Here is a 24,105-nt window from a genome sequence, read left to right on the forward strand (position 1 = left end):
AGCCCGCCATCCGACGACGCCGCACATCCGCCTCCGCTACCCCCACAACCGTCAGCCCGCCATCCGACGGCGCCGCACATCCGCCTCCGCGCCACTCTCACAACCGTCAGCCCGCTACTCGACGGCACCGCACATCCGCCTCCGCCACCCCGCAACCGTCAGCCCGCCATCCGTCGCCACTCCCACAACCGTCAGCCTGCTGCTCGACGGCGCCGCACATCCGCCTCTGCCACCCCCGCAACCGGCAGCCCGCTATTCGACGGCGCCGCACATCTGGCTCCGGTTGCCAGGTTTGCCGATCCGGGCTGGTCTGATCGCGGCGGGCTTCCGGCTTCCCCTCCATCGACCCGAACTCAACGGCTGACACCTCCCGCCACACCGCGGCGCTACCGTGCCGGGCATGACCATCCCCGACCGCGTGCCGATCGCGCGGGTCCGCGGCTACCGCACCAGCCACATCGGCCGCTACGCCGACGGCCAGTTCTTCGGCTCGGTCACCGCCACCCTGGAGTCAGGCGCCGGCGCCGAGCCCGACTGGCGCCCGCACAAGCGCTGGTATGCGGTCCTGCACCGCTTCAACCCCACCGGCGACCACACCGGCTCGGAGATCTGGTTCGCCGGCACCAGCGAGCGCGAGCGCGCCGCCATCAAGGTCGCCAAGGCCCACCTCAAGGCGTCGATCGCCGCCCTGCCGGGTCACACGTTCGGCAACATCGCCATCGGCCTCTTCCACGTCGAGGTCGACGGCCACGTGTTCGGCCTGGTCGACGGCTCCGACTCGTTCGAGGGCGTCGACCACGCCGAGTTCCTGCCCGACAGCCTCGGCTTCGACCCACCCTGGAACGGCGGCTACGACACCTGACCGCCCCGCCGGACCACCCCGGGCAGGCTGCCGCACACGCCCGTCGTCCGCCCGTGCAGGCGCATGTCGCAGACCCAGCCCCTGAGTCGGGTGTGCAGCGCAATGCGTCGTGGATCAGCGAAGTCGGGCGGGCCCACGGGGTCGCGTTCTCCCCCGAGAGCCTGTGGTTCGCGGTCGTGTCCGCTGTCGTGGTGTTCGACTGGCCGGGTGGCACATTGGATCACGAACGATCCGTCGCATCGCCGCCGCGTCCCGGTCAGAGCGCGAAGAGCGGGAGGCGTCCGCACGCCCCTTTCACGCTATCCGGCGAACATCCGCGCGACGTCCCGGCCCAGGCCCTCGGCCAATGCCGGCACGGTGACCGCTCGCGATGTCCGTCGCCCAGACCATCGCCCAGACCCTCGCGTGCCGCACGGGGTCGAACGGTCGAGCCGGCGGGCGGGCAGACCGAGGTCGTGCACGGGCGGTGCGGACAGCCAACCCGCGACCTCGATCGCCAGGAAGATCCGTCCCCGGCCGAGGAGCAAGCAGGCGAACACGCTGATCCGGAGCCTCGGCAGCGCCGGATCGGGGTGCCCGGCGTCGCTGCCGGACTTCTCCACAACCGGAAGGATCCCCGGGCCCCCGACCCCGGACATCGTTCCGCTTGTCGCGTCACCGCCCACTGGACAAGGCCCCGCACCGCACGACGGTGCGGACCGGCCATCCCGACGGGCCACGAGACGACATCGATCCAGCCATGAGCAGGTGCCACGACCACGCGCGCGGGCCACAGCACCAAACGGCGGTGTGCCCGTACACCACCTCCGTGGACGCGACCGTCAGGGGCGGTCTGAGGTATTGACCACTGCCTGGTGAAGGGTCAGCGAGCAGGACGTTGGGTGCCGGTGGGCCGGCCGGCGCCGCCGGTGGGGCGCAGTTTCGCGTCGGTGACGGACGTGGCGGCCGCCATGGAGCCAGAGCCAGAGCCAGAGCCCGAGACGAGGCCGACGACCGTGACCGCGTCGCCGGTCTTCACGTCGGTGATCTTCGAGCTGCCGCCGTTGACCTTCGTGGAAGCGTCGACGGTGAAGGTGGTCTCGTGGCCGTCCTCGCTCTTCGCGGTGATCGAGGTGGCGCTGACGGCGGTGACGGTGCCGGACTGGAGGCGTTCGGTGACGTACTTGCCGCTGCTGTCCTTCACCACGTAGTCGCCGTGCAGGGCCTGCGACAGGTCGCCGCGGGCGCCGCCGCCACCCGGGAAACCGGCCGGGCCGCCGCCGGCACCACGGCCGCCGCCGTAGCCGGATGGGCCGCCGTAGCCGCCGGGGCCTGGTTGTCTGGTTGAGGACGTGGCGGCGTTGGCCACTGCCACGCCGCCGCCGACGACGATCACGGCTGACACCGCGGCGACGACGCCGAGCTTCCACCGCGACTGCCGGACGGCGGGTGCGGGCGGACCGGCCGATGCGGCCCACGGAGGGATGGGGGTTGGTTCGGTCATCGGCCGAGCGTGGCGGGCACACCTGTGCGCAGCGTCCCACGAACATTCGGGTTGCCTGGGAGTCGGGGACCTCAGTGCGACTCGCGGCTGACCCGGGGGCCCGACGAGCCGAGCAGAAACGAGCAGTCCGCGCCGGTGTCGGCGCCGAGGACGGTGTCGACGTAGAGGCGTTCCCAGCCGCGGTGGGGGCGGGCCAGGCCGTCGAGCAGGGCCTGCGACGGCGGGCGGGCGTCGAACTCGTCCGGTGGCACGTCGACGGTGAGCGAACGGCCCGGCACGTCCAGGACCACCATGTCGCCGGTGCGGATGCGGTCGAGGGGGCCGCCGGCCGCCGCCTCCGGGGCCACGTGCAGCACGACCGTTCCGTAGGCCGTGCCGCTCATGCGGCCGTCGCAGATGCGGACCATGTCGCGCACGCCCGCGCGGAGGAGCTTCTCCGGCAGCGGCATGTTGGACACCTCGGGCATGCCGGGGTACCCCTTGGGGCCGCAGCCCCGCAGCACCAGGACCGTGTCCGGGGTGACGTCGAGGTCGGGGTCGTCGATGCGGGCGTGGAAGTCCTCGATGGAGTCGAAGACCAGGGCGGGGCCCCGGTGCTGGAGCAGGGCCGGCGTCGCCGCGGCCGGTTTGATGATCGCACCGGCCGGGGCCAGGTTGCCGCGGAGCACGGCGATGCCGGCGTTTGGCCGTACCGGCGCAGAACGAGGATAAATGACCGAATTATCCCAGACAGCGGCCGACGAAAGCGGAGCGACGAACGGCGTGCCGGCGACCGTGACCGCGGACGGGTCGAGCAGGTCCGAAACCTCGCGGAGCACGGCGAAAAGGCCGCCGGCGCGGTGCAGGTCCTCCATGAGGAACCGGCCGGCCGGCTGCAGGTCGACCAGCAGCGGCACCTCCGCGCCGATCCGGTCGAAGTCGTCCAGGGTGAGCGGCAGGCCGAGCCGCCCGGCGATCGCGAGCAGGTGCACGACCGCGTTCGTCGAGCCACCGGTCGCGGCGAGGGTGACGATCGCGTTGTGCATCGAGGCGGCGGTCATCACGGTGCTGGGGCGGCGGTCGGTGCGGACCATGTCGACGGCGAGCAGCCCGGTCGCGTGGGCGCGGGCGAGGAGCCGGCTGTCCGCGGCGGGGATGCCGGCGGTGCCGGGCAGCGTCATGCCGAGTGCCTCGGCGAGCAGCCCCATCGTCGAGGCGGTGCCCATCGTGTTGCAGTGCCCGCGGCTGCGGATCATCGAGGACTCCGAGTCCAGGAAGGCCTGCTCGGTGAGGGTGCCCGCGCGCACCTCCTCGGACAGCCGCCACACGTCGGTGCCGCAGCCGAGCGGCACGCCCCGGAAGGTGCCGGTGAGCATCGGGCCGCCGGGCACTACCACGGCCGGCAGGTCGACGGACGCGGCGGCCATGAGCAGCGCCGGGATGGTCTTGTCGCAGCCGCCGAGCAGGACGACGCCGTCGATCGGGTTGGCGCGCAGCATCTCCTCGATCGCCATCGCGGCCATGTTGCGCCACAGCATCGCGGTCGGGCGGACCTGCGTCTCGCCCAGGGACACGACCGGCAGGTTGTGCGGGACCCCGCCGGCCTCCCAGACGCCGCGTTTGACGTGCTCGGCGACCTCGTCGAGGTGGCTGTTGCAGGGCGTCAGGTCCGAGGCGGTGTTGGCGATGGCGATCTGCGGGCGGCTGCCGTCGAGCGCGTCGTCGGGCAGGCCACGGCGCATCCAGGCGCGATGGATGTAGGCGTTGCGGTCGTCGCCCGCGTACCACTCGGCACTGCGCAGTCGTGACATCGGTCCTGCTTCCCGGAAGATGGAGCCCGTGCGAGCATTCGTCATCATCGGCCCCCGGCGGGCTGAGGTCCAGGACGTCGCCGAGCCCGTCGCGGGTCCGGGTCAGGTCGTCGTCGACGTGGAGCGGGCCGGCGTGTGCGGCACCGACGTCGAGTTCTTCACCGGCGAGATGTCCTACCTGCACGACGGCCAGGCAGAGTACCCGATCCGTATCGGCCACGAGTGGTCCGGCGTGGTGCGCGACGCCGGCCCCGGAGTGGACCCGGGGTGGGTCGGCCGGCGGGTCACCGGCGACACCATGCTCGGTTGTGGCGGCTGCGGCAGGTGCACGTCCGGCCGCCAGCACCTGTGTGCCGCCAGGCACGAGATCGGCATCCGGCACGGGTGGCCCGGTGCCCTCGCCGAGCGGCTCCTGGTGCCGGTGGGCGCGTTGCACGCCCTCCCGCCGTCGGTCGACCCGACCCTCGGCGCGCTGGTCGAGCCCGGCGGCAACGCCCTCCGCGCGGTCCGGGGCGCGGCGCTGCGCCCCGGTGAGCGGCTGCTCGTCCTCGGCCCGGGCACCATCGGGCTGCTCGTCGCGCAGATCGCGGCCGCGCAGGGGGCCGAGGTGCACCTGCTCGGGGTCACGCCGGCGTCGCTCGGGTTCGCCCGCGGGCTGGGCTGCGGTGCGGTGTGGACCGCGGAGACGCTGCCGTCGCTGCGGTGGGACGCGGTCGTCGACGCCTCGAACGCCGCGACGTCCCCGGCGGCGGCCCTGGAGCTCGTCGAGCCGGGGCGGCGCGTGGTGTACATCGGGCTGTCCGGCACGCCGAGCCTGCTCGACTCGCGGACCCTGGCGCTCAAGGACGTGACCGCGGTCGGCGTGCTCAGCGCGTCGGGTGGGCTCGCCGGCACCGTCGAGCTCTACGCCTCCGGCGCCGTCGACCCGCGACCCCTGGTGGCGGCGACGATCGGGCTGTCCGAGGCGGCGGCCGCGCTGTCGGGTGACCGGCCGGCCGGGTGGGGCGCCGCCCCGAAGGTGCACATCGACCCGTCGATCGCCTGACGCTGTCTACGCGGGGACGGCACGCAGTGCGCCGGGCGGCGGCCGTGCAGATGGTCCAGGGCCGCCGTCGCGGCGGCGTCGGCGGGCAGGTGCACCACCAGCCGCTGATCGTCGTCGGCCGGGAGTTCGAGCGTCTCGTATGCCAGGCGCAGCTCCCCCACCACCGGGTGCACCAGCCGCAGCACCCCGTGCACGAGCGGCAGCCCGGGCAGCGTCGCCACCCGGCGGGTGAACGGCTCGCCCGCCGTCACGGTCAGCTCGTCGGCGAGCGCGGCCATCGCGCCGTCGGCCCGGAACGGTCCCTGCTTCAGCGCGGCGACCTGCTCGTCGGCGACGTGCTCCCAGTCCGGGAACACCGTGCGGGCCCGCGGATCGGTGAACACGAACCGCGGCAGGCTCGGCGGATCCACCGCCCCATCGCCGTCGAGCAGCCCGGTCGGCCCGGCGAGCGACTCGTATGCCGGCGTGTGCGCCAGGATCTCGCCCAGTCGGTTGAGCAGCACGACCGGCGACGGTGACAGCCGCTCCAGCAGCGCCCGCGCCCCGGCCCGGACCGTCCTGGCCGCCTCGGCCGCGCCGCGGCACCGGAACGCGCCCTCGGCCGCCTTGGTCAGGATCAGCAGGTGCCTGCGCTCGGCCGGGGTGAGCCGCAACGCGTCCGCGAGCGCGGCGAGGACCTGCGGCGACGGCCGCCGGTCCCGGCCCTGCTCGAGCCGGATCACGTATTCGACGCTGACCCCGGCGAGCGCGGCGACCTCCGACCGGCGCAGCCCCGGCGTGCGCCGCCGCGGACCCGCCGGCAGCCCCACCACCGCCGGGTCGAGGGCCTCGCGGCGGGACCGCAGCAGCACCCCCAGCTCGTTGTCGCTCACGATCCGACGGTACCCCCGCCGCGCCGGACGGATCGTGTCCCCGCCACTACCAGCCTTGCCTCGGACTCCCTCCGCCGCGCGTCGCGGGCGACGGTGATCGGCATGACCACACACCACACCGCGTCCGTGCTCGTCGTCGGCGGCGGGTACGGCGGCATCGCCGTCGCCAAGGCCCTCGACGACATCGCCGACGTCACCGTCATCGAACCCCGCGACACGTTCGTGCACCACGTGGCGGCCCTGCGCGCGGTCGTCGACCCCGACTGGGTCGAGCGGATCTTCCTGCCGTTCGACCGGCTCCTGACCCGCGGCAGGTTCGTCCGGGACCGGATGGTGCGGGTCGACGGGACCCGGGTGGAGCTCGCCTCCGGCGGCTCGCTGACCGGCGACCATGTCGTCGTCGCGACGGGGACCGGCTATCCGTACCCGGCGAAGCTCGACCTCCCGGACAGCGCGACGGCGAAGGCGAGGCTGCGCGCGACCCACGCCGAGCTCGCCGGCGCCGACCGGGTGCTGCTGCTGGGCGCCGGGCCGGTGGGCCTGGAGTTCGCCGGTGAGATCGCCGCCGCCTGGCCCACCAAGCGGGTCACCGTCGCCGACCCGTCGCCGGTGCTGCTGCCGGGCGGGTATCCGGACGAGTTCCGTGCCGAGGTGCACCGGCAGCTGGACGAGCTCGGCGTGCGGCTGCTGCTGGGCACCACCGTCCCGCAACCACCGACGCCTCCGGGGCAGGCCGGCGGGTTCAGCGCCGGCGGCATCGAGGCCGACATCTGGTTCCGCTGCCACGGCGCGCAGCCACGCCCGTCACTCGCGGTCGACCCGCACCTGCGGGTCCACGGCCAGCCCGGGCAGTGGGCCGTCGGCGACGTCACGGACGTGCCGGAGTCGAAGATGGCCCGCCTCGCCCAGGCGCACGGCGAGGTCGTCGCCGCCAACATCCGCGCGGTGCTGACCGGCGGCGACCTGACCGTGCACGAGCCCGCCCCGGACATGCTGATGCTCCCGCTCGGCCCGAAGGCCGGCGCCGGCTACGGCCCGGACTTCGGCGTCCTCGGCGCCGCGACCACCGCCGACATCAAGAGCGGCGACCTGTTCGTCGGGTACTACCGCGCGGTGCTGAACCTCAACCCCTAGGGGCCCGGTTCAGTGGTGTTCCCGCATGTGCGGCGCACGGATCCGGGGGAGGCTTACATCCTCGTCGTCGTTGAGAGGACTCCGATGCGCGCTGTGCCCGCCGCGATCGCGGTGCTGCTGCTGGGTTCCCTCGCGGGCTGTGGTCTCCGCCCACGGGAGACGGTGTCGCAGCAGTACCGCGTCGAGGAGCCGGTGACCGTGCTCGCCATCACCGGCGACACGATGGACGTCACCGTGAAGCCCGGGGACGGCCCGGTCACCGTCGTGGAGCGCCGCCGGTGGCCGTCCGGCGGCACCCCACCCGCCACGACGCACCACACGGCGGCGGGCCGGCTCGAGCTGACCGCCGCCGGCTGCCACCGCTGCGACGTGACCCTGACCATCACGGTGCCCGCCGCGACCCGCACCGACATCCGCGTCGACACCGGCAAGCTGACCCTGCGCGACCTGTCCGGCGACGCGACCGCGTCCGTCGACACCGGCGAGATCACCGGCTCGGGCCTGCGCGGCGGCACGTATCACGTGGCCGTGGACAGCGGCCGCGTCGAGCTGACCCACGCGGTCTCCCCCACCGACGTCGTCGCCACGGTCGACACCGGCGAGGTTTTCGTGCGGGTGCCCGGAGGCGCGTCGTACGCGGTCCGCAGCGACCGTGGCCTGTCCGATGTGGACGTTGCCCGGGATCCTTCGTCCCCGCATGCCATCACGGTCAACGTCGACACCGGCCACGCCACTGTTCACCAGACCTGACCCGGGTGCTGGGGTTCGCGACGGACCTCAGCCCCGCTTGGTCACCGCCTTGCGGTAGTCGGAGTTCAGGCGGCCGATCAGCGTCAGCGGGATGCCCTTCGGGCACACCGTCGTGCACTCACCGGCGTTGGTGCAGCCGCCGAACCCGGCCTCGTCGTGCGCCTCGAGCATGCCCACGACCCGGGTGTCCCGCTCCGGCTGCCCCTGGGGCAGCAGGCCGAGGTGGCCGACCTTCGCGGCGGTGAAGAGCATCGCCGAGCCGTTGGGGCAGGCCGCCACGCAGGCGCCGCAGCCGATGCAGGTGGCGGCCTCGAAGGCGGCGTCCGCGTCGACCTTCGGCACCGGGGTCGCGTGGGCGTCCGGGGCGGCGCCGGTCGGGGCGCTGATGTAGCCGCCCGCCTGGATGATGCTGTCGAAGGCGCCGCGGTCCACGACGAGGTCCTTGACGACCGGGAACGCGGCGGCCCGCCACGGCTCGACGTCGATGGTCTCGCCGTCCTTGAAGTGCCGCATATGCAGCTGGCAGGTGGTGGTGGCGCGGGACGGGCCGTGGGCCACCCCGTTGATCATCATGCCGCACATGCCGCAGATGCCTTCGCGGCAGTCGTGGTCGAAGGCGATGGGCTCGTCGCCGGCGAGGATGAGCCGCTCGTTGAGGACGTCGAGCATCTCCAGGAACGAGGCGTCGGGCGAGATGTCCTCGACAAGATACGTGACCATGCGGCCGCGGGAAGACGGGTCGGTCTGGCGCCAGACGCGCAGCTTGAGGTTCATTATTTGTAGCTCCGCTGGCTCGGGTGGACGTATTCGAACTCCAGGGCTTCCTTGCGCAGCACGGGTGGCTCGCCGGTGCCGGTGAACTGCCAGGCGGCGACGTAGGAGAACTCGTCGTCGTGGCGCAGCGCCTCGCCGTCGGGGGTCTGGCTCTCGGCGCGGAAGTGGCCGCCGCAGGACTCGGCGCGGTGCAGGGCGTCGACGCACATGAGCTCGGCGAGCTCGAAGAAGTCGGCGACCCGGCCGGCGCGCTCCAGGTTCTGGTTCAGGGTCTCGCCGGTGCCGGGGACCTTGACCCGGGTCCAGAACTCCTCGCGCAGCGACCGGATCAGGCTGATCGCCTTGGTGAGGCCCTCCTCGGTGCGCTCCATGCCGCAGTACTCCCACATGATGTGGCCGAGTTCGCGGTGGAACGAGTCGACGGTGCGGTCCCCGTCGATCGACAGGAGTTTGTCGATGCGCTCCTCAACGAGAGCACGCGCCGCGACGACCTCTTCGTCGGATTCGGTCAGCGGCCGGAACGGCCCCGCGGCGAGGTAGTCGTTGATGGTGTTCGGCAGCACGAAGTAGCCGTCGGCGAGGCCCTGCATGAGCGCGGACGCGCCGAGCCGGTTGGCGCCGTGGTCGGAGAAGTTGGCCTCCCCCACCACGAACAGCCCGGGGATCGTCGACTGCAGGTCGTAGTCGACCCACAGACCACCCATGGTGTAGTGCACGGCCGGATAGATCCGCATCGGCGTGGTGTACGGGTCGTCGCCGGTGATCCGCTCGTACATCTCGAAGAGGTTGCCGTACTTGGCTTCCACGGCGTCGCGGCCGAGGCGGGCGATCGCGTCCGCGAAGTCGAGGTAGACGCCGAGCCCGCCGGGACCGACGCCGCGGCCCTCGTCGCAGACGTTCTTCGCGGCGCGGGAGGCGATGTCGCGCGGGACGAGGTTGCCGAAGGACGGGTAGATCCGCTCGAGGTAGTAGTCGCGCTCAGCCTCGGGGATGTCAGCGGCCAGCCGGTCGTCGCCGGCGCGGACCGGCACCCACACCCGGCCGTCGTTGCGCAGCGACTCGCTCATCAGCGTGAGCTTGCTCTGGTGCGTGCCGGACTCGGGGATGCAGGTCGGGTGGATCTGCGTGTAGCAGGGGTTGGCGAACAGGGCGCCCTTGCGGTGTGCCCGCCACGACGCGGTGACGTTGCAGCCCTTGGCGTTGGTGGACAGGAAGAACACGTTGCCGTAGCCGCCGGAGGCGAGCACGACCGCGTCGGCGAATTCCGTTGAGATCGCGCCCGTGACGAGGTCGCGGACCACGATGCCGCGGGCCTTGCCGTCCACGACGACGAGTTCGAGCATCTCGTGCCGGGCGTGCATCTCGACGTTGCCGAGCGCGATCTGCCGTTCGAGGGCCTGGTACGCGCCGAGCAGCAGCTGCTGGCCGGTCTGGCCGCGGGCGTAGAAGGTCCGGGACACCTGGGTGCCGCCGAAGGAGCGGTTGTCCAGGAGGCCGCCGTACTCGCGGGCGAAGGGCACGCCCTGCGCGACGCACTGGTCGATGATGTTCACCGACACCTGGGCCAGTCTGTACACATTGGACTCGCGGGCGCGGAAGTCGCCGCCCTTCACGGTGTCGTAGAACAGGCGGTACACCGAGTCGCCATCGTTGCGGTAGTTCTTCGCGGCGTTGATGCCGCCCTGCGCGGCGATCGAGTGGGCCCGGCGCGGGCTGTCCTGGTAGCAGTAGGAGCGCACCTTGTAGCCGGCCTCGGCGAGGGTCGCGGCCGCGGAGCCGCCGGCGAGGCCGGTGCCGACGACGATGACGGTCAGCTTGCGGCGGTTGGCCGGGTTGACCAGCTTGGCGCCGAACTGGCGGCGCTCCCAGCGGGTCTCGATCGGTCCGTCCGGGGCGGCCTGGTCGGCGATCGGCTCGCCTTCGGTCCAGAAGGTCATGGGATCACTCACTTGATCGCTCCGATCGTGACGGCGAACGGCACCGACAGGTAGCCGACGACCAGGACGAGGGACAGCACCAGGGCGATCGCGCGGGCCCGGCGTTCCCCGCGCGGCGTCTGCTGGCCGAGGGTGCGCAGCGCGCTGAAGATGCCGTGCCGCAGGTGGAACCCGACGGAGACGATCGCGAGGGTGTAGAAGAGCGTCACGTACCAGCGCGACGGCGCGAAGTCCGCGACGACGTTGGCGTAGGGGTGCTGGGCGTCGCCGACCGGGTTCACGGTGCCCGTGGTCAGGTCGAGGATGTGGAAGATGACGAACAGCAGGATGATGACGCCGCCCCAGCGCATGGTGCGGGCCGCGTAGCTGCCCTGCACCTTCGGGCGGTGGGCGTAGCGGACCGGCCGGGCCAGCCTGGCCCGCCGGGCGAGGATCACCGCGGCGGCGATGTGGCCCACGACGGCGACGGTGAGCCCGCCGCGCTGGATCCACAGGTACCAGGTGTGCGGCAGCAGCGGCGTACCGATGTCGCGCAGCCAGTGCGCGTAGTGGTCGAACGCGTCCGCGCCCACGAAGATCTTCAGGTTGCCGGCCATGTGCGCGAACAGGAACAGCACGAGCAGCAGGCCGGTGCCCGCCATGAGGAGCTTGAGGCCGACCGACGACCTGCGTTTCCTGGGTGCGCGCGGCGTCACCGCGGGCCTGGGTGCTGCATCAACCGCCACGCAATCGACGCTAGGGACCGGTCCTTTCATTCGTCCAATGCATCATGTACGCAGTGTCGATAGCCGTAGGCTATGAGCGTGCAGCTCCAACAGCTTCGATACTTCGTGTCCGTGGCCGAATCAGGACATTTCACGCGATCGGCCGAGGCGCTCGGAGTGAGCCAACCGACACTCAGTAAACAAATTCACACCCTCGAGGCGACGCTCGGCGCGCCCCTGTTCGACCGGTCCCGCGGCGGCGTCATGCTCACCACCGCCGGGGAGACCCTGCTGCCGCTCGCCCGCCGGATGGTCGCCGACGCCGACGCCGCCCGCGACGCCGTGCAGGAGGTCGTCGGGCTGCGCCGCGGCCGGGTCCGCCTCGGTGCCACGCCCAGCCTGTGCACGTCGCTGGTCCCGGTGGTGCTGCGCCGCTTCCACGCCGCCCACCCCGACATCGCCCTGCACGTCGACGAGGGCGGCTCGCAGGACCTCGTCGCCGGCCTCGTCGCGCACCAGCTCGACCTGGCGCTCATCGTCGCCTCCGCGCACGGCACCGACGCGGCGCTGGAGGTCGTGCCGATCCTCCGCGAGGACCTCGTGGTCGCCTCCGTGCACCCGCTGCCGGAGTCGTTGACCCTCACCGACCTCCGCGACACCCCGATGGTCATGTTCCGCACCGGGTACGACCTGCGCGACGTCACCATCGAGGCCTGCCTGCGGGCCGGGTTCACCCCGCGGTACGCGGTCGAGGGCGGCGAGCTCGACGCCGTGCTCGCCTTCGTCGAGGCCGGACTGGGCGTCGCGCTGGTGCCGAGCATGGCCCTGGTCAACCGGCCGCTGCTGCGCGCCACTCCCCTCGCCGCGCCCGGCGTCCACCGCACGATCGCCCTGGCCAATCCTCGCGGCGCCGTGCTGTCCCACGCCGCCCGGGCACTGCGCGCGATGCTGCTGGAACAGACCGTGCAGACCCCCGGAGTGCGCCGCGTGCAAGCGCTAGAGTCCCCGGCAACCGAGGTCAGGGGGAGGCCGGGGTGAACGATTTCTTCGTCGATCCGAGCGGGTTGCGGGCGCTCAGCGGGCAGCTCGCGCGGGCGGGCGGCGACGCCCGCGACACGTTGGACTACACACGGCGGCACTGCGTGCTCAGCTGGGACCGGCGGGGGCTGCTGATGCTCGTCGCCGACCCGCACGGCAAGGCGTATGGCCGGGTCACGGCGGCGCTGGACCGACTGCGGGAGCTCAGCGACGGCGCCGCGGCACAGGTCGACCGGGCCGCCGGGCAGTATGCGGCCGGCGACCTGGCCGCCGCCGCGAGGCTGGACGCCGCGTATCCCGGCGCCACCGACCCGGCCGCGCTGCGCGGCACGCTGCACCAGTCGCGGCCCGACCTGCTGCCGGTGCGGGCCCCGTTCGCGGACATCGCCACGGTCACGCTGCCCCCGCCGGTTGCCGGCGAGCGGGCCGACGCGTTCACGCTCAACCCGATCACCGACCTGCTCAGCCCGGTCGCGTGGATCCGGCAGGTCGCGGTCTGGCTGTTCGGCGTCGACCCGTTCGAGCCGTGGCTGGTGGCGTACAGCGGCGACTGGCGCGCCTACGAGCACTGCATGGCCGCGTGGCCGCACATCGGCGCCGCCGCCACCGCGTTCGGCGGCAACCTCATCACCGGCGCCGCCGACGTCGGGGTCGCGTGGCGCGGCCACGCCGCGGAGGCCGAGCAGGAGTTCCAGCTGGCGCTCGGCAGCGCCGCGACCGCTCTCGGCCCCGCCTGCGCCGAATACGCGCGGCTGTATCCCCTCGCGGTCGACGCGTGCCGGCAGCTGTACGAGGCGACCGGCAGCCTCATCGGGCAGCTCATCGACACGCTCATCATCGTCAACGTCGCCGGCGTCATCGGCACCACCACGATCGAGACCGGCATCGGCGCCGTCGCCGGCTACACGGTGGCCGCCTACTACACCTGGCAGGCCTACAAGCTCTATCAGGAGATCTCCCGGCTCTACTCGGCGGCCGACATCACGTTCCGGCTCCTCGCCGCGCAGATCGAGGCGGTGCAGGCGGGCGCCGAGGTGACCCGCCTGCCGTCCGTCGAGCCGTATCACCACCCGGCGGTCCCCCGGTGACCGACGACCCCGTGGTGGCGGCGTTGCTGCGCCGGCTGGTCGAGCTGCGACCGGCCTCGGATCCACTGCACGGGTTCGCCACGACCGTGCTGTCCGGCGAGGCGACGTTGCGGGTCGCCGCCGGCCACCCAGCCTTCGCGGAAGCGTTCACGGACGCCGCCACGGAAGCAGCCACGGAAGCAGCGGCACTGCGGCGCCGGGCCGCGGATCAGGAGGCCGGCTGAGTCAGGAGGCGGCCGAGCCAGAAGGCCGGGAGACGGCTGAGTCAGGAGGCGGCTGAGTCAGGAGGCGGCTGAGTCAGGAGGCGGCTGGGTCAGAAGGCCGGCTGGGTCAGGAAGCCCGGCTGCGTCAGGAGGGGTCGGCGAGGACCCGGTTGCGGCCGCTGCGCTTCGCGGCGTAGAGGTTGCGGTCGGCCTGGCTGAGCAGCGCCGCCGAGGTGATCCGGCCATCGGCGGCGCTGGACACCCCGATGCTCACCGTCACCGGCAGGTCGCCGGTCAGCTCGGACCAGGGATGTGACTGGATCGCGGCACGGATCCGTTCGCAGCGGGCGATCGCCTCCTGCGCGCCGGCGCCCGGCAGCACGACCACGAACTCCTCGCCCCCGAGCCTGGCCACCGTGGCGGGCTCGTCGACGGCGCCCGCCATGACGGTCGCGACCCGCTGCAGGACCAGGTCACCCACCTCGTGCGACAGGGTGTCGTTGATCCGCTTGAAGAAGTCGATGTCGACCAGCGCCGCGGACACCGCCTCGCCACGCTGCTCCGCGCGGCTCAGCAGCGCCGGCAGCTGCGCGTCGACGAACCGCCGGTTGTAGAGGCCGGTCAACGCGTCCCGCAGCGCCATCTCCCGGAACCGGACCGTCTCGCGCTGCCCTTCCCGGCTCTCGAACACCAGCTGGGCCAGCCTCGCCTGCTCCTCCCGCTCCGCCGACCGCAGCGCCTGGGACTCCTCGTCGTAGCGGCACTGCTCCTCGTACGCCTCCCGGAAACGATGCCTCGCCGCGTGCAGGCGGGCCAGCTCGCGCCGGGCCCTCGCCCCGACGTCCACCATGCCGCGCTGCGCACTGACCGTCCGGCACCGCTCGACGGTCGCCTCGGCGCGGTCCAGCGCGCCGCCGAGCCGCTGCGCCTCGGCGAGAGTCAGCAGCACCTCGGGCAGCATGTTGCCCTCGACGTCGCGCCGGGACACCCCCGGCTCGACGAGGGGCAGGAGGGTGCGCTCGGCCTCGTCGAACCGCCCCTGCAGCAACTGCACCCGGGCGATCGTGTCGAGGTCAGGGGGCCGCAGCTCGACGCCGGTCCGGTCCACCAGGCGGCGCATCCGCTCGACGAACTCACCGGCGGCGGCCGCGTCGCCGTCCTGATACGCGGCGTACGCCATGTTGTTCAGCACCGAACGGCTCAGCTCGTGGTCACCGGCGGCCGCGGCGATGTCGAGCGCCTCGGCGTGGTACGGCGCGGCGTCGGCCCGGGACACCACGTCGACGGACAGGGCCAGGATCACCAGGTGCGCCCCGCGGATGAGCGGCGGCACGTGGTCCGGCAGGTGGTCCACCGACATCAGCGCGTGCCGCCGCGCCTGGGCGTTGTCGCCGAGGCAGGTGTGCAGGATCGACAGCAGGAAGTGGGTGCGGGCCAGCACGTACTGGTCGTTCTCGAGCACCGCCCACCGGTGCACCTCGTGCAGCAGCGGCGCCGACGCCGCGAGCTCCCCGCCGCGGGCCAGGGCGTCGGCGACGACGAGCCGGGCCCTGGCCGCCAGGTCGGCGCGGCCGAGCTCGACCGCGGCCCGCTCGGCGGCCTCGGCCTGCTCCCGGTCGGCGGTGCGCCGGTCGACCTCCATGCCCAGCACCACCGCCGCGACCCGGTCCGCGCTGATCACCGCTGTGCCACTCATGACCCGAACCATCGGCACGCGGCGCCGGGACCTGAGCGCAACCCGCGCCGGGACCCTGAGCGCATCCCGCGCCGGACCTGAGCGTGACCCGCGCCGGGACCTGAGCGCACTGCCGCGGGGCAGCCGCCTAGGATCGGGCGGACGTCGCAGGCACGAGAGGGGATCCCGTGGAGATCTGGCAAGCGGTCGTGCTCGGCGTCGTGGAGGGGGTGACCGAGTTCCTGCCGGTCTCCTCGACCGGTCACCTGACCATCACCGAGAAGCTGATGGGCATCCCGATCGACGACAAGGGCGTCACCGCGTTCACGGCGGTCATCCAGGTCGGCGCGATCATCGCCGCGATCATCTACTTCCGCAACGACATCGGGCGGTTCATCGCCGGGTTCGTGAAAGGTCTTCGCAGCGCCGAGGCGCGCAAGGAGACCGGCTGGAAGATGGCGATCAACGTCATCGTCGGGTCGCTGCCGATCGCGGTGATCGGGCTGCTGTTCAAGGACCTCATCGAGGGTGAGCTGCGCAGTCTCTGGTTCGTCGCCGGGGCCCTCGTGGTGTGGAGCCTCGTCATGGTCATCTCCGAGCACCTGGCCACCCAGGATCGGGGCGAGGCGGACCTCACGTGGAAGGACGCGCTGATCATCGGCCTGGCGCAGTGCATCGCGCTGATCCCCGGCGTGTCCCGGTCCGGCGCGACGATCAGCGTCGGCCTGCTGCGGCACCTCGACCGGGTGACCGCCACCCGCCTGTCGTTCTTCCTCGGCATCCCCGCCCTTGCCGCCGCCGGCATCCTGGAGGGCGTGCAGCGGGCCGGCGAGGTCAGCGAGACCGTCGGCTGGGGGCCCGCCGCGGTCGGCACCGTCGTCAGCTTCGTGGTCGCGTACGCGTCGATCGCCTGGCTGCTCAAGTTCGTCGCCAGCAACTCCATCGCCACGTTCGTGTACTACCGCGCCGCGGTCGGTGGCATCATCGTGGCCCTGCTGTGGGGCGGCGTCATCAGCGCCACGTAGGTGGCGTAAACCGCGCGACGCCGCACCGGACCTGTAGGGATACTGCCGGTCATGCGGCACCTGGCGTACCCGAAGATCCCGACGGCGAGGCAACTCGGCAGCGGCCGGTCCGGCGGCGGCACCTGGGTCGCCACCGAGAAGGTGCACGGGGCGCAGCTGGTGATCGCGTCCGACGGCGGCGCGACCCGAGTCGGCAAGCGCAAGGCGTGGCTGGACGGCGACGAGCCGTTCTTCGGCTGGCAGCTGCTGCGCGGCGCGTTCGAGCAGGCCGCGCGGGTCGCGCTGGCAGACGGCGCGGCGGCGGTACGGCTGTACGGCGAGCTGCACGGCGGCCACTACCCGCACCCGGACGTGGCGCCGACGCCGGGAGCGGCCGCGGTGCAGACCGGCGTCTGGTACGCACCGGACGTCCGGTTCGCCCTGTTCGACGTCCTCGACCACGAGCGTCCCGACGACGACGGCGTGTACCGGACCTACGCGCGGGTCGCGGAGGTCGCCGCCGGCGCGGGGCTCGACGTCGTGCCGCTGCTCGGGCGCGGCACCCGCACCGCCGTGGACGCCGTGCCGGTCCGGTTCCCGACGCGGGTGCCGCAGACGCACGGCCTGCCACCGCTGGACGGCAACCTCGCCGAGGGTGTCGTGCTGCGTCCCGACGCCGCGCTGCCGCCGCCGGACCGCACGGTCGTCAAGGTGAAGATCGACGAGTTCGACGAGCAACGGTTCGGGGAAAGCCGCGCCTGGGACCCGTACACCCGGATCCCCTTCGACGACCTGCGCCGGCTGGCGGTGGGGCTGGTCAACGCGCCCCGGATCGCCGGCGCCCGTTCGAAGGTCGGCGACGGGGCACCGGCGGAGCTGCTCGACGAGGTCGTCCTGGACGTCATGGTCGACCTGTCCGAGGCGTACCCGGCGGCCGTCGCGGCCCTCGACGCCGCCGGGCAGGCCACGGTCGAGGACGCGGTCCGGCGGGCGGCCGGCGCCGCCTGAAACGACTATCGTCGCGGTATGCCGTTCGACGTCGCACGGGCCCGGCGGGCGTATCCCGCACTGGCCGAAGGGTTCGTCCACTTCGACGGTGCCGCCGGCACCCTGGTCGCGGAGCCGGTGGCGCGGGCCGTCGCCGGGGTCCTCGGCGGTGCCGTGAGCAACCGGAGCACCGCGTTCGAGCCGGGCCGGCGGGCGCTGCGCATCGTCGAGCGGGCCCGCGCCGCCGTCGGTGACCTGCTCGGCGCCGACCCGGCCGGAGTGGTGTTCGGTCCGAGCGCGACCGCGCTGACATACACCGTCGCCCGGGGGCTCGCGGAGCGCTGGAGTCCCGGCGACAACGTCGTGGTGACCCGGCTCGACCACGACGCGAACGTGCGGCCGTGGGTGCAGCTGGCGCAGCGGGCCGGGGTGGAGGTGCGGTGGGCGGCGTTCGACCCGGGCACCGGGGTGCTGCCCACGGACGCGTTCCGGACGCTCGTCGACGGGCGGACCCGGGTGGTGGCGGTGACCGCCGCGAGCAACGCCATCGGGACCCGGCCCGACGTGGCCGCGATCGCCGGGATCGCGCACGAGGCCGGCGCCGTCGTCTACGTCGACGGGGTGCACGCCACCGCGCACCTGCCGGTCGACGTGGCCGCGCTCGGCGCCGACTTCTACGTCACCAGCGCCTACAAGTGGTCCGGGCCGCACCTGTCGGCGTGCGTCGCGGCGCCGTCGCGGTGGGAGGAGACCGCGATGCTGAAGCTGCTGCCGTCCCCGGACGCGGTGCCGGAGCGGTTCGAGCTGGGCACGCCGAGCTTCGAGCTGCTCGCCGGGGTGGAGGCGGCGGTGGAGTTCCTGGCGTCGCTCGACGGCGACGCTGCGGGGTCTCAGGGGTCGCGCCGCGAGCGGATCCTGCGGTCGATGGCCGCCGTCCACGCGTATGAGCTGGAGCTGTTCGAACGGCTCCTCGACGGGCTGAAGCCGGTGCGGGTGCTGCCGGCGCCGGCCGGTGGCTGCCCGACGGTGTCGTTCCGGGTCGACGGGCAGCACCCGCAGCGGACCGCCGAGCTCCTGGGCGACCAGGGGATCTGTGTCTTCTCCGGCGACTACTACGCCGCGGAGTACTTCATCGCGACGGGGCTGCGGGAGTCCGGCGGCGCGGTCCGGGCCGGGATCTACCACTACACGACCGCCGACGACGTGGACCGGCTCGTCGACGCCGTCGGCGCCATAGCTCAGGCGCGGTAGCCGTTCGGCGTCGTCGGCGTGCCGCCCGTCGATCCGAAGTGGGCGGTCGGTGAGGATCGCCGACGACGACCTCGGCCACGAGTCGTCTCCTGCGCGGCGGTCAGCACGCGTCGCCGGTGCCGGCGGGCGGTAGGCGCACGGTGACCCGCAGGCCGCCGCCGGGGTTGGGCACGAGACTCGCGTGTCCACCGTGGACGGTCGCGATCGACGCGACGATGGCGAGGCCGAGCCCGAAGCCGTCGGCACCGGTGCGGGTGTGCCGGTGGAACGGCCGGAACAGCCCCTCGGCGTCCGCCGGGTCGATGACCGGGCCGGTGTTGGCGACGGTGAGCGACGCGCCCGCCGCCGTGGTGATCCAGATGTCGCCGCCGGCGACGTTGTGCCGGACGGCGTTGTCGACGAGGTTCGCGGCGAGCCGCTCCAGCAGGACCGGATCGCCGGCCGTCACGGCGGGTTCGAGGGACAGGTGCAGCCGCCGGTCGCCGACGTCGGTGCCGTCCAGGACGTCCTCGACGCAGGTGGCGAGGTCGACCGTCTCCCGCGCGGCCAGGCCGGCGTCGGTGCGGGCGAGGGTCAGCAGGGCCTCCATGAGCGCCTCGGCCTGCCTGGCCGCGGCACGGATGTCGTCGGCCATCCGCAGCAGTTCCTCCCGCGACGGCGCCGGTTTGGCCAGGACCACGTCGACGGTGGCCCGCATGACGGTCAGCGGGGTCCGCAGCTCGTGGCTGGCGTTGGCGATGAACCGGCGCTGCCCGGTGAACGCGGCCTCCAGGCGGTCCAGCATCGCGTCGAACGTGTCGGCGAGCTGCCGCAGCTCGTCGCGGGGGCCACCGAGCGCCACCCGCGACGCGAGGTTGTCCTCCGTGGCGGCCCGGGCGGCGGCGGTGATCCGGTGCAGCGGCCGCAGCACCCGGCCGGCGACCAGCCACCCGGCCGCCGCGGACAGCACGGTGACGACGGCGAGCGTGGTCACCGAGTACTGCACCAGGTTGTCCAACGTCTCCTGGCGCTGGGTCTGCACCCCGGCCAGGACGCCCTCGTCGAAGGCATTCTGGCACTTGTTGCGCATGCCGGGCTCCTGCTCCGGGGCGCCCTGCAGCACCGCCTTGCAGGCCTCCGCGAACTTCGCCGGTGCCTGCGCCCCTTCCTTGCGGGCCGGGGGGTCGTCGGTCAGGCTGGCGGCGACGAGGCCGTAGATGATCGCGACGACGATCGCGCCGCCGGTCGCGAACAGCACCGTGTAGAGCAGGGTCAGGCGGACCCGGACGGTGAGCCTCACATCCGGTACCCCTTGCCGACGACGGTCTCGATGAGCCCCGGCGGGCCGAGTTTGCGCCGCAGCCGGGTCAGCGTCACCGACACGATGTTGCTGAACGGGTCGGCGTTGGCGTCCCAGACGTGTTCCAGGAGCTCCTCGGCGCTGACCACGGCACCGTCGGCGGCGATGAGCATCTCCAGGACGCCGAACTCCTTGCGGGTCAGCTGCAGCGGCCGGTCGGCGCGGCTGGCACGGTGCCGGGCCCGGTCGACGGTCAGGTCGCCGCGGCGCACGACCGGCGGCGCCGACGGTGCCCGGCGGGCCAGCGCCCGCACCCGCGCGACGAGTTCGTGGAAGGCGAACGGCTTGCCGAGGTAGTCGTCGGCGCCCAGCTCCAGGCCGTCGACCCGGTCGTCCACCGCCGACGCGGCGGTCAGCATGAGGATACGGGCCGCACCGCCGGCCAGGGACCGGCACACCTGGTCGCCGTGGACGACCGGCAGGTCGCGGTCGAGCACGACGACGTCGTAATCGGTTTCGCCGGCCCGGGTCAGCGCGGCGGCGCCGTCGGTGACGACGTCGACCGCCATCCCCGCGTCCCGCAGCCCCTCACCGATCCGGGCGGCGAGGGTCGCGTGGTCCTCGACCACCAGCACCCGCATGGCGCCCATTGTGCCGCGCCGGTCATGACATCCGTCCGACATGCGCGGTAGCGCCCGTGTCACCCCTGTCCCCGTACACCTGCTGCATGAGAATCGTCATCGCCTGCCTCGCGGTGCTCGTGCTCGCCGGGTGCAGCGGCCCGGCCTCACCGGGCGTCCCCCGGCTGTCCGGCGGCGCGGCCGGAGGCGGCACCGGGCCGCAGCGCCAAGCCGCGTTGCACGCCGCAGCCGAATGCATCCGGCAGCACGGCATCACCGGCTACCAGGATCCCGTGCTGACCGCCGACGGCCACGTCTACACCGACTCCCGCAGCTACCGCGACGCCGAGGACGCCACCATCCAGGCCGTCGAGACGGCCTGCAAGGCGCTGCTGGACGCGGCGCAGTTCCAGCCGACCGAACAGGCCCCGGCCCCGCCGGCGCTGGTGCAGGCCGGGGTCCGGGCGCACCAGTGCCTGCGCGAGCACGGCCTGGTCAACGTCAAGGACCCGACCGCAGCGACGGAGTTCACCCCCGGGCACGGCTTCGGCGTCGACCCCGCGGAGATGCCGGGCGACAAGACCGATCCGGTCGTGCGGCGGGCGCTCGAGGCGTGCCGGGCGATCCTGGACGAGGAGGCCCGCGTGTCGAGCCTCGGAAACCTCGGCGATGCGTAGGCGGGCCGTGGTCGCCGGGGCGGCGGCCGTCGTCGCGGCGGGCGCCACCGGCGGCTGGTGGGTCCGGGACCGGCCGGCGCCCGCGGCGGCCACGAGCCAGGCGGCCACCGGCACCGTGGCCGTCGTGCGGACCGACCTGTCCACGACCACGCACGTGACCGGGGCGCTCGGCTTCCGGGACACCTACACGGTCTTCGCTCAGGGACCCGGCGGGACGATCACCGCGCTGCCCCGGCCCGGCCAGGTCGTCAGCCGCGGCGAGCCGGTGTACGACCTGGACGGCCGGCCCGTGCGGCTGCTCTACGGCAACCACCCGGCGTGGCGGCCGTTCGGCGCCGGCATGACCCGCGGCGCGGACGTGCGCGCGCTGAAGGAGAACCTGGTGGCGCTCGGCCACGGACGGTCGCTGACCGTCGACGACACGTTCACGGCGGCGGCGACGGCAGCGGTCCGCCGCTGGCAGCAGGCGACCGGTCAGCCGGTGACGGGCCGGGTGGAGCTCGGCGCGGTCACGTTCCAGCCGGGCCCGGTGCGGGTCACCGAGCTCACCGCGAAGCTCGGCGCCACCAATCGCGGCGAGGATCCGGTGCTGACGGGCACGTCGACGGCGGCGGCGGTCACCATCTCCGTCCCGGCGGGGCGCACCTACCTCGTGCACGCCGGCGACAAGGTCACCGTCACCATGCCCGACGACACCAAGGCGGACGGCACGGTGGCGTACCTGTCCCCGGTCGCGGAAGCGGCGCCGGCCATGGACGGGCGCCCGCCCCAGCCGATGGTCACCGGGCTCGTCACCCTCGACAAGCCGTCGACCGCCGGCGACCTCGACCGCGCGCCGGTCCAGGTGAACATCACCGGCAAGTCCGTCAGCGGCGTGCTCGCGGTGCCGGTCACCGCGCTCGTCGCGCTCGCCGGCGGCGGCTACGCCGTGTGGCTCGGCGCGGGCGCGCAACGCCGGCTGGTCGCGGTCACCACCGGGCTGTTCGCCGAGACGCTCGTCGAGGTGCGCGGCGACCTGCACGAGGGCGACCTGGTGGAGGTGCCGGTCGGATGACCACGGCGCTGGAGCTCCACCTCGTCAACAAGATCTACCCACCGCCGACCACGGTGACCGCGCTGCGCGACGTGTCGCTGGTGGTGCGCACCGGCGAGACCGTCGCGATCACCGGCCCGTCCGGCGCCGGGAAGACGACCCTGCTCAGCATCCTGGGCACCCTGGAGCGGCCGACCTCCGGGGCGGTCCGCATCGCCGGCACCGACACCACCGATCTGTCGGATCCCGATCTGGCCGGGGTACGGGCCTGGCACCTCGGATTCGTCTTCCAGCAGTTCTTCCTGCTCGATCACCTTTCGGTGCTGGACAACGTGGCGACCGGCCTGCTGTATCGGGGGGTGCCCGCCGCGACGCGCCGGGCGCGGGCCGGCGAGGTGCTCGAACGCGTCGGGCTGTCCGGCCGGCTCCGGCACCGCCCGGCGCAGCTGTCCGGGGGCGAGCGGCAGCGGGTCGCGATCGCCCGGGCGCTGGTCGGGCAGCCGGCGGTGCTCCTCGCCGACGAACCGACCGGCAACCTCGACTCGGCCACCGGCCAGGAGATCGCGGCGCTGCTGGCCGGCCTCGGCGGCTCGACGACGGTCGTGCTCATCACCCACAACATGGAGGTGGCCGCGACCATGGCCCGCCAGGTGCAGCTTCGGGACGGCCGGATCCTCGACACCGCGGACGCCCCGTGAAGGCGGCCACGCGGCTGCGGGCCGGCGACGCGGTCGCGGTGTCGACGGCCGGCCTGCGGGCCCGGCGGTTGCGCGCGGCCCTGTCGGCGCTCGGCGTCGCGATCGCCATCGCCGCGCTCGTCGCCGTCCTGGGCGTCGCGGAGTCCTCCAAGGCCGAGCTGCTCGACCAACTCGGCCGGCAGGGAAACCTGCTCACCGTCGCGACCGGCAAGACGTTCGGCGGCGACCCGGCCCCGCTGCCGGCGACCGCACCGGCGATGATCCGGCGCATTCCGCCGGTCCGGTCGGTGACGGCGGTCGGCAACGTCGAAGGCGTCACGGTCCGCCGGTCCGCCGCCGTGCCGTCGCAGCAGACCGGCGGCATCACGGTCCTCGCCGCCCAGCCGTCCCTCGTGGACGTGCTCGCCGTGCCGCTCGCACGGGGCGCGTTCCTGCCCCACCCCGCTTTCCCGGAGGTGGTGCTCGGCGACGCCACCGCGCGGATCCTCGGCATCGGCGCCATCGACGCGCAGACCCAGGTGTACCTCGGTGGCACCTACTTCACCGTCGTCGGGATCCTCGCCCCGACGCCGGTCGCCCCCGAGATCGACACCGCCGCACTGATCAGCTACGACGTGGCCGACGAGCTGTTCCAGCTGCAGGGCCGGTCCAGCCGGGTGTACCTGCGCGTCGACCCCGACCAGGTCGCCGACGTGGCGGCGGTCCTCGCGTTCACCGCCGCGCCCCAGGACCCGCGTTCCGTGGAGGTCGGCCGGCCGTCCGACCTGCTCCTCGCCCGGATCGCGGCGAAGGGTGCCTTCGTCGGGCTGTTCCTCGGCCTCGGCAGCATCGCCCTGCTCGTCGCCGGCGTCGGCATCGCCAACATCATGGTGATCTCGGTGCTGGAACGCCGGGCCGAGATCGGCCTGCGCCGCGCGCTGGGTGCCCGCCGCCGGGACGTCGCCGTGCAGTTCCTGCTCGAGTCGGCGCTGCTCACCACCGCCGGCGGGGTCCTCGGGGTCGCGCTGGGCTGCCTCGCCACCGCCGTCGCCGCGCACCTGGCCGGCAACCCGGTCGCGATCCCGGTGGTCGCGCCCATCGCCGGGCTCGCCGCGGCGCTCGCCGTCGGTGCCCTCGCCGGCTGCTACCCGGCGCTGCGGGCCGCCCGCCTCCCACCGGCGGACGCCCTTCGGACGCCGTGACCCGCTTGACGGGGCCAGGT

23 protein-coding genes and 1 pseudogene are annotated in these 24,105 nt (G+C 73.5%); 14 read left to right on the forward strand and 10 right to left on the reverse strand.

Going from position 1 to position 24,105, the window contains the following annotated elements; genetic code table 11:
- Positions 1-400 precede the first annotated feature (400 nt).
- Positions 401-862, forward strand: a complete 462-nt coding sequence (locus tag Dsi01nite_RS01445) for a hypothetical protein (protein ID WP_203844139.1) — start codon at positions 401-403, stop codon at positions 860-862.
- A 299-nt stretch (positions 863-1,161) separates the two neighbouring features.
- Here the strand turns inward: Dsi01nite_RS01445 and Dsi01nite_RS01450 are convergent, their stop codons facing one another.
- From Dsi01nite_RS01450 to Dsi01nite_RS01460, 3 genes are all read right to left on the reverse strand, one after another.
- Positions 1,162-1,464, reverse strand: a complete 303-nt coding sequence (locus tag Dsi01nite_RS01450) for a hypothetical protein (RefSeq protein WP_203844140.1) — start codon at positions 1,462-1,464, stop codon at positions 1,162-1,164.
- Positions 1,465-1,724: 260 nt separating this feature from the next.
- The gene (locus Dsi01nite_RS01455; RefSeq protein ID WP_203844141.1) at positions 1,725-2,345 is read right to left on the reverse strand and encodes a hypothetical protein; all 621 of its coding nucleotides are present in this window, start codon (positions 2,343-2,345) and stop codon (positions 1,725-1,727) included.
- Positions 2,346-2,416: 71 nt separating this feature from the next.
- Positions 2,417-4,135 (reverse strand): dihydroxy-acid dehydratase, encoded by a 1,719-nt coding sequence (locus Dsi01nite_RS01460; protein WP_203844142.1) that lies wholly within the window; start codon positions 4,133-4,135, stop codon positions 2,417-2,419.
- A gap of 28 nt (positions 4,136-4,163) precedes the next feature.
- Between Dsi01nite_RS01460 and Dsi01nite_RS01465 the strand changes: the two genes are divergently transcribed.
- Complete coding sequence (locus Dsi01nite_RS01465) at positions 4,164-5,180, forward strand: zinc-dependent alcohol dehydrogenase (RefSeq protein ID WP_203844143.1); 1,017 nt, start codon at positions 4,164-4,166, stop codon at positions 5,178-5,180.
- Between the two features lie 59 nt (positions 5,181-5,239).
- Here Dsi01nite_RS01465 and Dsi01nite_RS01470 read toward each other — a convergent pair.
- Positions 5,240-6,169: pseudogene (locus Dsi01nite_RS01470) on the reverse strand (MmyB family transcriptional regulator); the annotation flags it as partial.
- Between Dsi01nite_RS01470 and Dsi01nite_RS01475 the strand changes: the two are divergent.
- Positions 6,155-7,186 (forward strand): FAD-dependent oxidoreductase, encoded by a 1,032-nt coding sequence (locus Dsi01nite_RS01475; RefSeq protein ID WP_203844144.1) that lies wholly within the window; start codon positions 6,155-6,157, stop codon positions 7,184-7,186. The pseudogene Dsi01nite_RS01470 and the gene Dsi01nite_RS01475 sit on opposite strands and share 15 nt — an antisense overlap.
- A gap of 84 nt (positions 7,187-7,270) precedes the next feature.
- Positions 7,271-7,936, forward strand: coding sequence for a DUF4097 family beta strand repeat-containing protein (locus Dsi01nite_RS01480; protein WP_203844145.1), 666 nt, complete (start codon positions 7,271-7,273; stop codon positions 7,934-7,936).
- A 27-nt stretch (positions 7,937-7,963) separates the two neighbouring features.
- Here the strand turns inward: Dsi01nite_RS01480 and Dsi01nite_RS01485 are convergent, their stop codons facing one another.
- The 3 genes from Dsi01nite_RS01485 to Dsi01nite_RS01495 are packed head-to-tail and all read right to left on the reverse strand — an operon-like array spanning position 7,964 to position 11,342.
- Positions 7,964-8,710, reverse strand: coding sequence for a succinate dehydrogenase/fumarate reductase iron-sulfur subunit (locus Dsi01nite_RS01485; RefSeq protein WP_203844146.1), 747 nt, complete (start codon positions 8,708-8,710; stop codon positions 7,964-7,966).
- The gene (locus tag Dsi01nite_RS01490; protein WP_203844147.1) at positions 8,710-10,647 is read right to left on the reverse strand and encodes a fumarate reductase/succinate dehydrogenase flavoprotein subunit; all 1,938 of its coding nucleotides are present in this window, start codon (positions 10,645-10,647) and stop codon (positions 8,710-8,712) included. Before Dsi01nite_RS01490 ends, Dsi01nite_RS01485 begins: the two co-directional genes overlap by 1 nt.
- An 8-nt stretch (positions 10,648-10,655) precedes the next feature.
- Positions 10,656-11,342, reverse strand: coding sequence for a succinate dehydrogenase cytochrome b subunit (locus Dsi01nite_RS01495; protein ID WP_275423322.1), 687 nt, complete (start codon positions 11,340-11,342; stop codon positions 10,656-10,658).
- A gap of 102 nt (positions 11,343-11,444) precedes the next feature.
- Here Dsi01nite_RS01495 and Dsi01nite_RS01500 point away from each other — a divergent pair, with 102 nt between their 5' ends.
- From Dsi01nite_RS01500 to Dsi01nite_RS01510, 3 genes are read left to right on the forward strand one after another with little or no spacing between them, the layout of a single operon-like run.
- A complete protein-coding gene (locus Dsi01nite_RS01500; protein WP_203844149.1) occupies positions 11,445-12,389 on the forward strand; it encodes a LysR substrate-binding domain-containing protein in 945 nt (314 codons plus the stop codon).
- Positions 12,386-13,477: a type VII secretion target gene (locus Dsi01nite_RS01505; protein ID WP_203844150.1), complete on the forward strand. Its 1,092-nt coding sequence runs from the start codon at positions 12,386-12,388 to the stop codon at positions 13,475-13,477. Before Dsi01nite_RS01500 ends, Dsi01nite_RS01505 begins: the two co-directional genes overlap by 4 nt.
- Complete coding sequence (locus Dsi01nite_RS01510) at positions 13,474-13,701, forward strand: hypothetical protein (protein ID WP_203844151.1); 228 nt, start codon at positions 13,474-13,476, stop codon at positions 13,699-13,701. Before Dsi01nite_RS01505 ends, Dsi01nite_RS01510 begins: the two co-directional genes overlap by 4 nt.
- A gap of 124 nt (positions 13,702-13,825) precedes the next feature.
- Here the strand turns inward: Dsi01nite_RS01510 and Dsi01nite_RS01515 are convergent, their stop codons facing one another.
- A complete protein-coding gene (locus tag Dsi01nite_RS01515; protein WP_203844152.1) occupies positions 13,826-15,376 on the reverse strand; it encodes a GGDEF domain-containing protein in 1,551 nt (516 codons plus the stop codon).
- A 167-nt stretch (positions 15,377-15,543) separates the two neighbouring features.
- Between Dsi01nite_RS01515 and Dsi01nite_RS01520 the strand changes: the two genes are divergently transcribed.
- Genes Dsi01nite_RS01520 through Dsi01nite_RS01530 form a run of 3 tightly spaced genes read left to right on the forward strand, consistent with a single transcriptional unit; the run spans position 15,544 to position 18,597 of the window.
- Positions 15,544-16,380, forward strand: coding sequence for an undecaprenyl-diphosphate phosphatase (locus tag Dsi01nite_RS01520; protein ID WP_203844153.1), 837 nt, complete (start codon positions 15,544-15,546; stop codon positions 16,378-16,380).
- A gap of 51 nt (positions 16,381-16,431) precedes the next feature.
- On the forward strand, positions 16,432-17,367 hold the full coding sequence (locus Dsi01nite_RS01525; protein WP_203844154.1) for an RNA ligase family protein: 936 nt from the start codon (positions 16,432-16,434) through the stop codon (positions 17,365-17,367).
- Between the two features lie 18 nt (positions 17,368-17,385).
- Complete coding sequence (locus Dsi01nite_RS01530; protein ID WP_203844155.1) at positions 17,386-18,597, forward strand: cysteine desulfurase-like protein; 1,212 nt, start codon at positions 17,386-17,388, stop codon at positions 18,595-18,597.
- 100 nt (positions 18,598-18,697) lie between these two features.
- Here the strand turns inward: Dsi01nite_RS01530 and Dsi01nite_RS01535 are convergent, their stop codons facing one another.
- Positions 18,698-19,876, reverse strand: a complete 1,179-nt coding sequence (locus tag Dsi01nite_RS01535) for a HAMP domain-containing sensor histidine kinase (RefSeq protein ID WP_203844156.1) — start codon at positions 19,874-19,876, stop codon at positions 18,698-18,700.
- Complete coding sequence (locus tag Dsi01nite_RS01540; RefSeq protein ID WP_203844157.1) at positions 19,873-20,517, reverse strand: response regulator transcription factor; 645 nt, start codon at positions 20,515-20,517, stop codon at positions 19,873-19,875. The genes Dsi01nite_RS01535 and Dsi01nite_RS01540 overlap by 4 nt, the downstream gene beginning before the upstream one ends.
- A gap of 86 nt (positions 20,518-20,603) precedes the next feature.
- Between Dsi01nite_RS01540 and Dsi01nite_RS01545 the strand changes: the two genes are divergently transcribed.
- Genes Dsi01nite_RS01545 through Dsi01nite_RS01560 form a run of 4 tightly spaced genes read left to right on the forward strand, consistent with a single transcriptional unit; the run spans position 20,604 to position 24,085 of the window.
- A complete protein-coding gene (locus Dsi01nite_RS01545; RefSeq protein ID WP_203844158.1) occupies positions 20,604-21,173 on the forward strand; it encodes a hypothetical protein in 570 nt (189 codons plus the stop codon).
- The gene (locus tag Dsi01nite_RS01550; protein ID WP_203844159.1) at positions 21,166-22,227 is read left to right on the forward strand and encodes a peptidoglycan-binding protein; all 1,062 of its coding nucleotides are present in this window, start codon (positions 21,166-21,168) and stop codon (positions 22,225-22,227) included. The genes Dsi01nite_RS01545 and Dsi01nite_RS01550 overlap by 8 nt, the downstream gene beginning before the upstream one ends.
- Complete coding sequence (locus Dsi01nite_RS01555) at positions 22,224-22,904, forward strand: ABC transporter ATP-binding protein (RefSeq protein ID WP_203844160.1); 681 nt, start codon at positions 22,224-22,226, stop codon at positions 22,902-22,904. Before Dsi01nite_RS01550 ends, Dsi01nite_RS01555 begins: the two co-directional genes overlap by 4 nt.
- The gene (locus tag Dsi01nite_RS01560) at positions 22,901-24,085 is read left to right on the forward strand and encodes an ABC transporter permease (RefSeq protein ID WP_203844161.1); all 1,185 of its coding nucleotides are present in this window, start codon (positions 22,901-22,903) and stop codon (positions 24,083-24,085) included. The genes Dsi01nite_RS01555 and Dsi01nite_RS01560 overlap by 4 nt, the downstream gene beginning before the upstream one ends.
- Positions 24,086-24,105: the final 20 nt, after the last annotated feature.

The organism is Dactylosporangium siamense (assembly GCF_016862795.1).
Lineage (GTDB): Bacteria > Actinomycetota > Actinomycetes > Mycobacteriales > Micromonosporaceae > Dactylosporangium > Dactylosporangium siamense.

What these genes read in the sequence shown, in the direction of transcription:
- Dsi01nite_RS01500 (WP_203844149.1), top strand. Translation starts at nt 11,445, where the DNA reads ATGAGCGTGCAGCTCCAACAGCTTCGATACTTCGTGTCCGTGGCCGAA.
- Dsi01nite_RS01540 (WP_203844157.1), bottom strand. Translation starts at nt 20,517, where the DNA reads ATGCGGGTGCTGGTGGTCGAGGACCACGCGACCCTCGCCGCCCGGATC.
- Dsi01nite_RS01455 (WP_203844141.1), bottom strand. Translation starts at nt 2,345, where the DNA reads ATGACCGAACCAACCCCCATCCCTCCGTGGGCCGCATCGGCCGGTCCG.
- Dsi01nite_RS01545 (WP_203844158.1), top strand. Translation starts at nt 20,604, where the DNA reads ATGAGAATCGTCATCGCCTGCCTCGCGGTGCTCGTGCTCGCCGGGTGC.
- Dsi01nite_RS01475 (WP_203844144.1), top strand. Translation starts at nt 6,155, where the DNA reads ATGACCACACACCACACCGCGTCCGTGCTCGTCGTCGGCGGCGGGTAC.
- Dsi01nite_RS01550 (WP_203844159.1), top strand. Translation starts at nt 21,166, where the DNA reads ATGCGTAGGCGGGCCGTGGTCGCCGGGGCGGCGGCCGTCGTCGCGGCG.
- Dsi01nite_RS01445 (WP_203844139.1), top strand. Translation starts at nt 401, where the DNA reads ATGACCATCCCCGACCGCGTGCCGATCGCGCGGGTCCGCGGCTACCGC.
- Dsi01nite_RS01515 (WP_203844152.1), bottom strand. Translation starts at nt 15,376, where the DNA reads ATGAGTGGCACAGCGGTGATCAGCGCGGACCGGGTCGCGGCGGTGGTG.
- Dsi01nite_RS01525 (WP_203844154.1), top strand. Translation starts at nt 16,432, where the DNA reads ATGCGGCACCTGGCGTACCCGAAGATCCCGACGGCGAGGCAACTCGGC.
- Dsi01nite_RS01480 (WP_203844145.1), top strand. Translation starts at nt 7,271, where the DNA reads ATGCGCGCTGTGCCCGCCGCGATCGCGGTGCTGCTGCTGGGTTCCCTC.
- Dsi01nite_RS01460 (WP_203844142.1), bottom strand. Translation starts at nt 4,135, where the DNA reads ATGTCACGACTGCGCAGTGCCGAGTGGTACGCGGGCGACGACCGCAAC.
- Dsi01nite_RS01490 (WP_203844147.1), bottom strand. Translation starts at nt 10,647, where the DNA reads ATGACCTTCTGGACCGAAGGCGAGCCGATCGCCGACCAGGCCGCCCCG.
- Dsi01nite_RS01485 (WP_203844146.1), bottom strand. Translation starts at nt 8,710, where the DNA reads ATGAACCTCAAGCTGCGCGTCTGGCGCCAGACCGACCCGTCTTCCCGC.
- Dsi01nite_RS01555 (WP_203844160.1), top strand. Translation starts at nt 22,224, where the DNA reads ATGACCACGGCGCTGGAGCTCCACCTCGTCAACAAGATCTACCCACCG.
- Dsi01nite_RS01530 (WP_203844155.1), top strand. Translation starts at nt 17,386, where the DNA reads ATGCCGTTCGACGTCGCACGGGCCCGGCGGGCGTATCCCGCACTGGCC.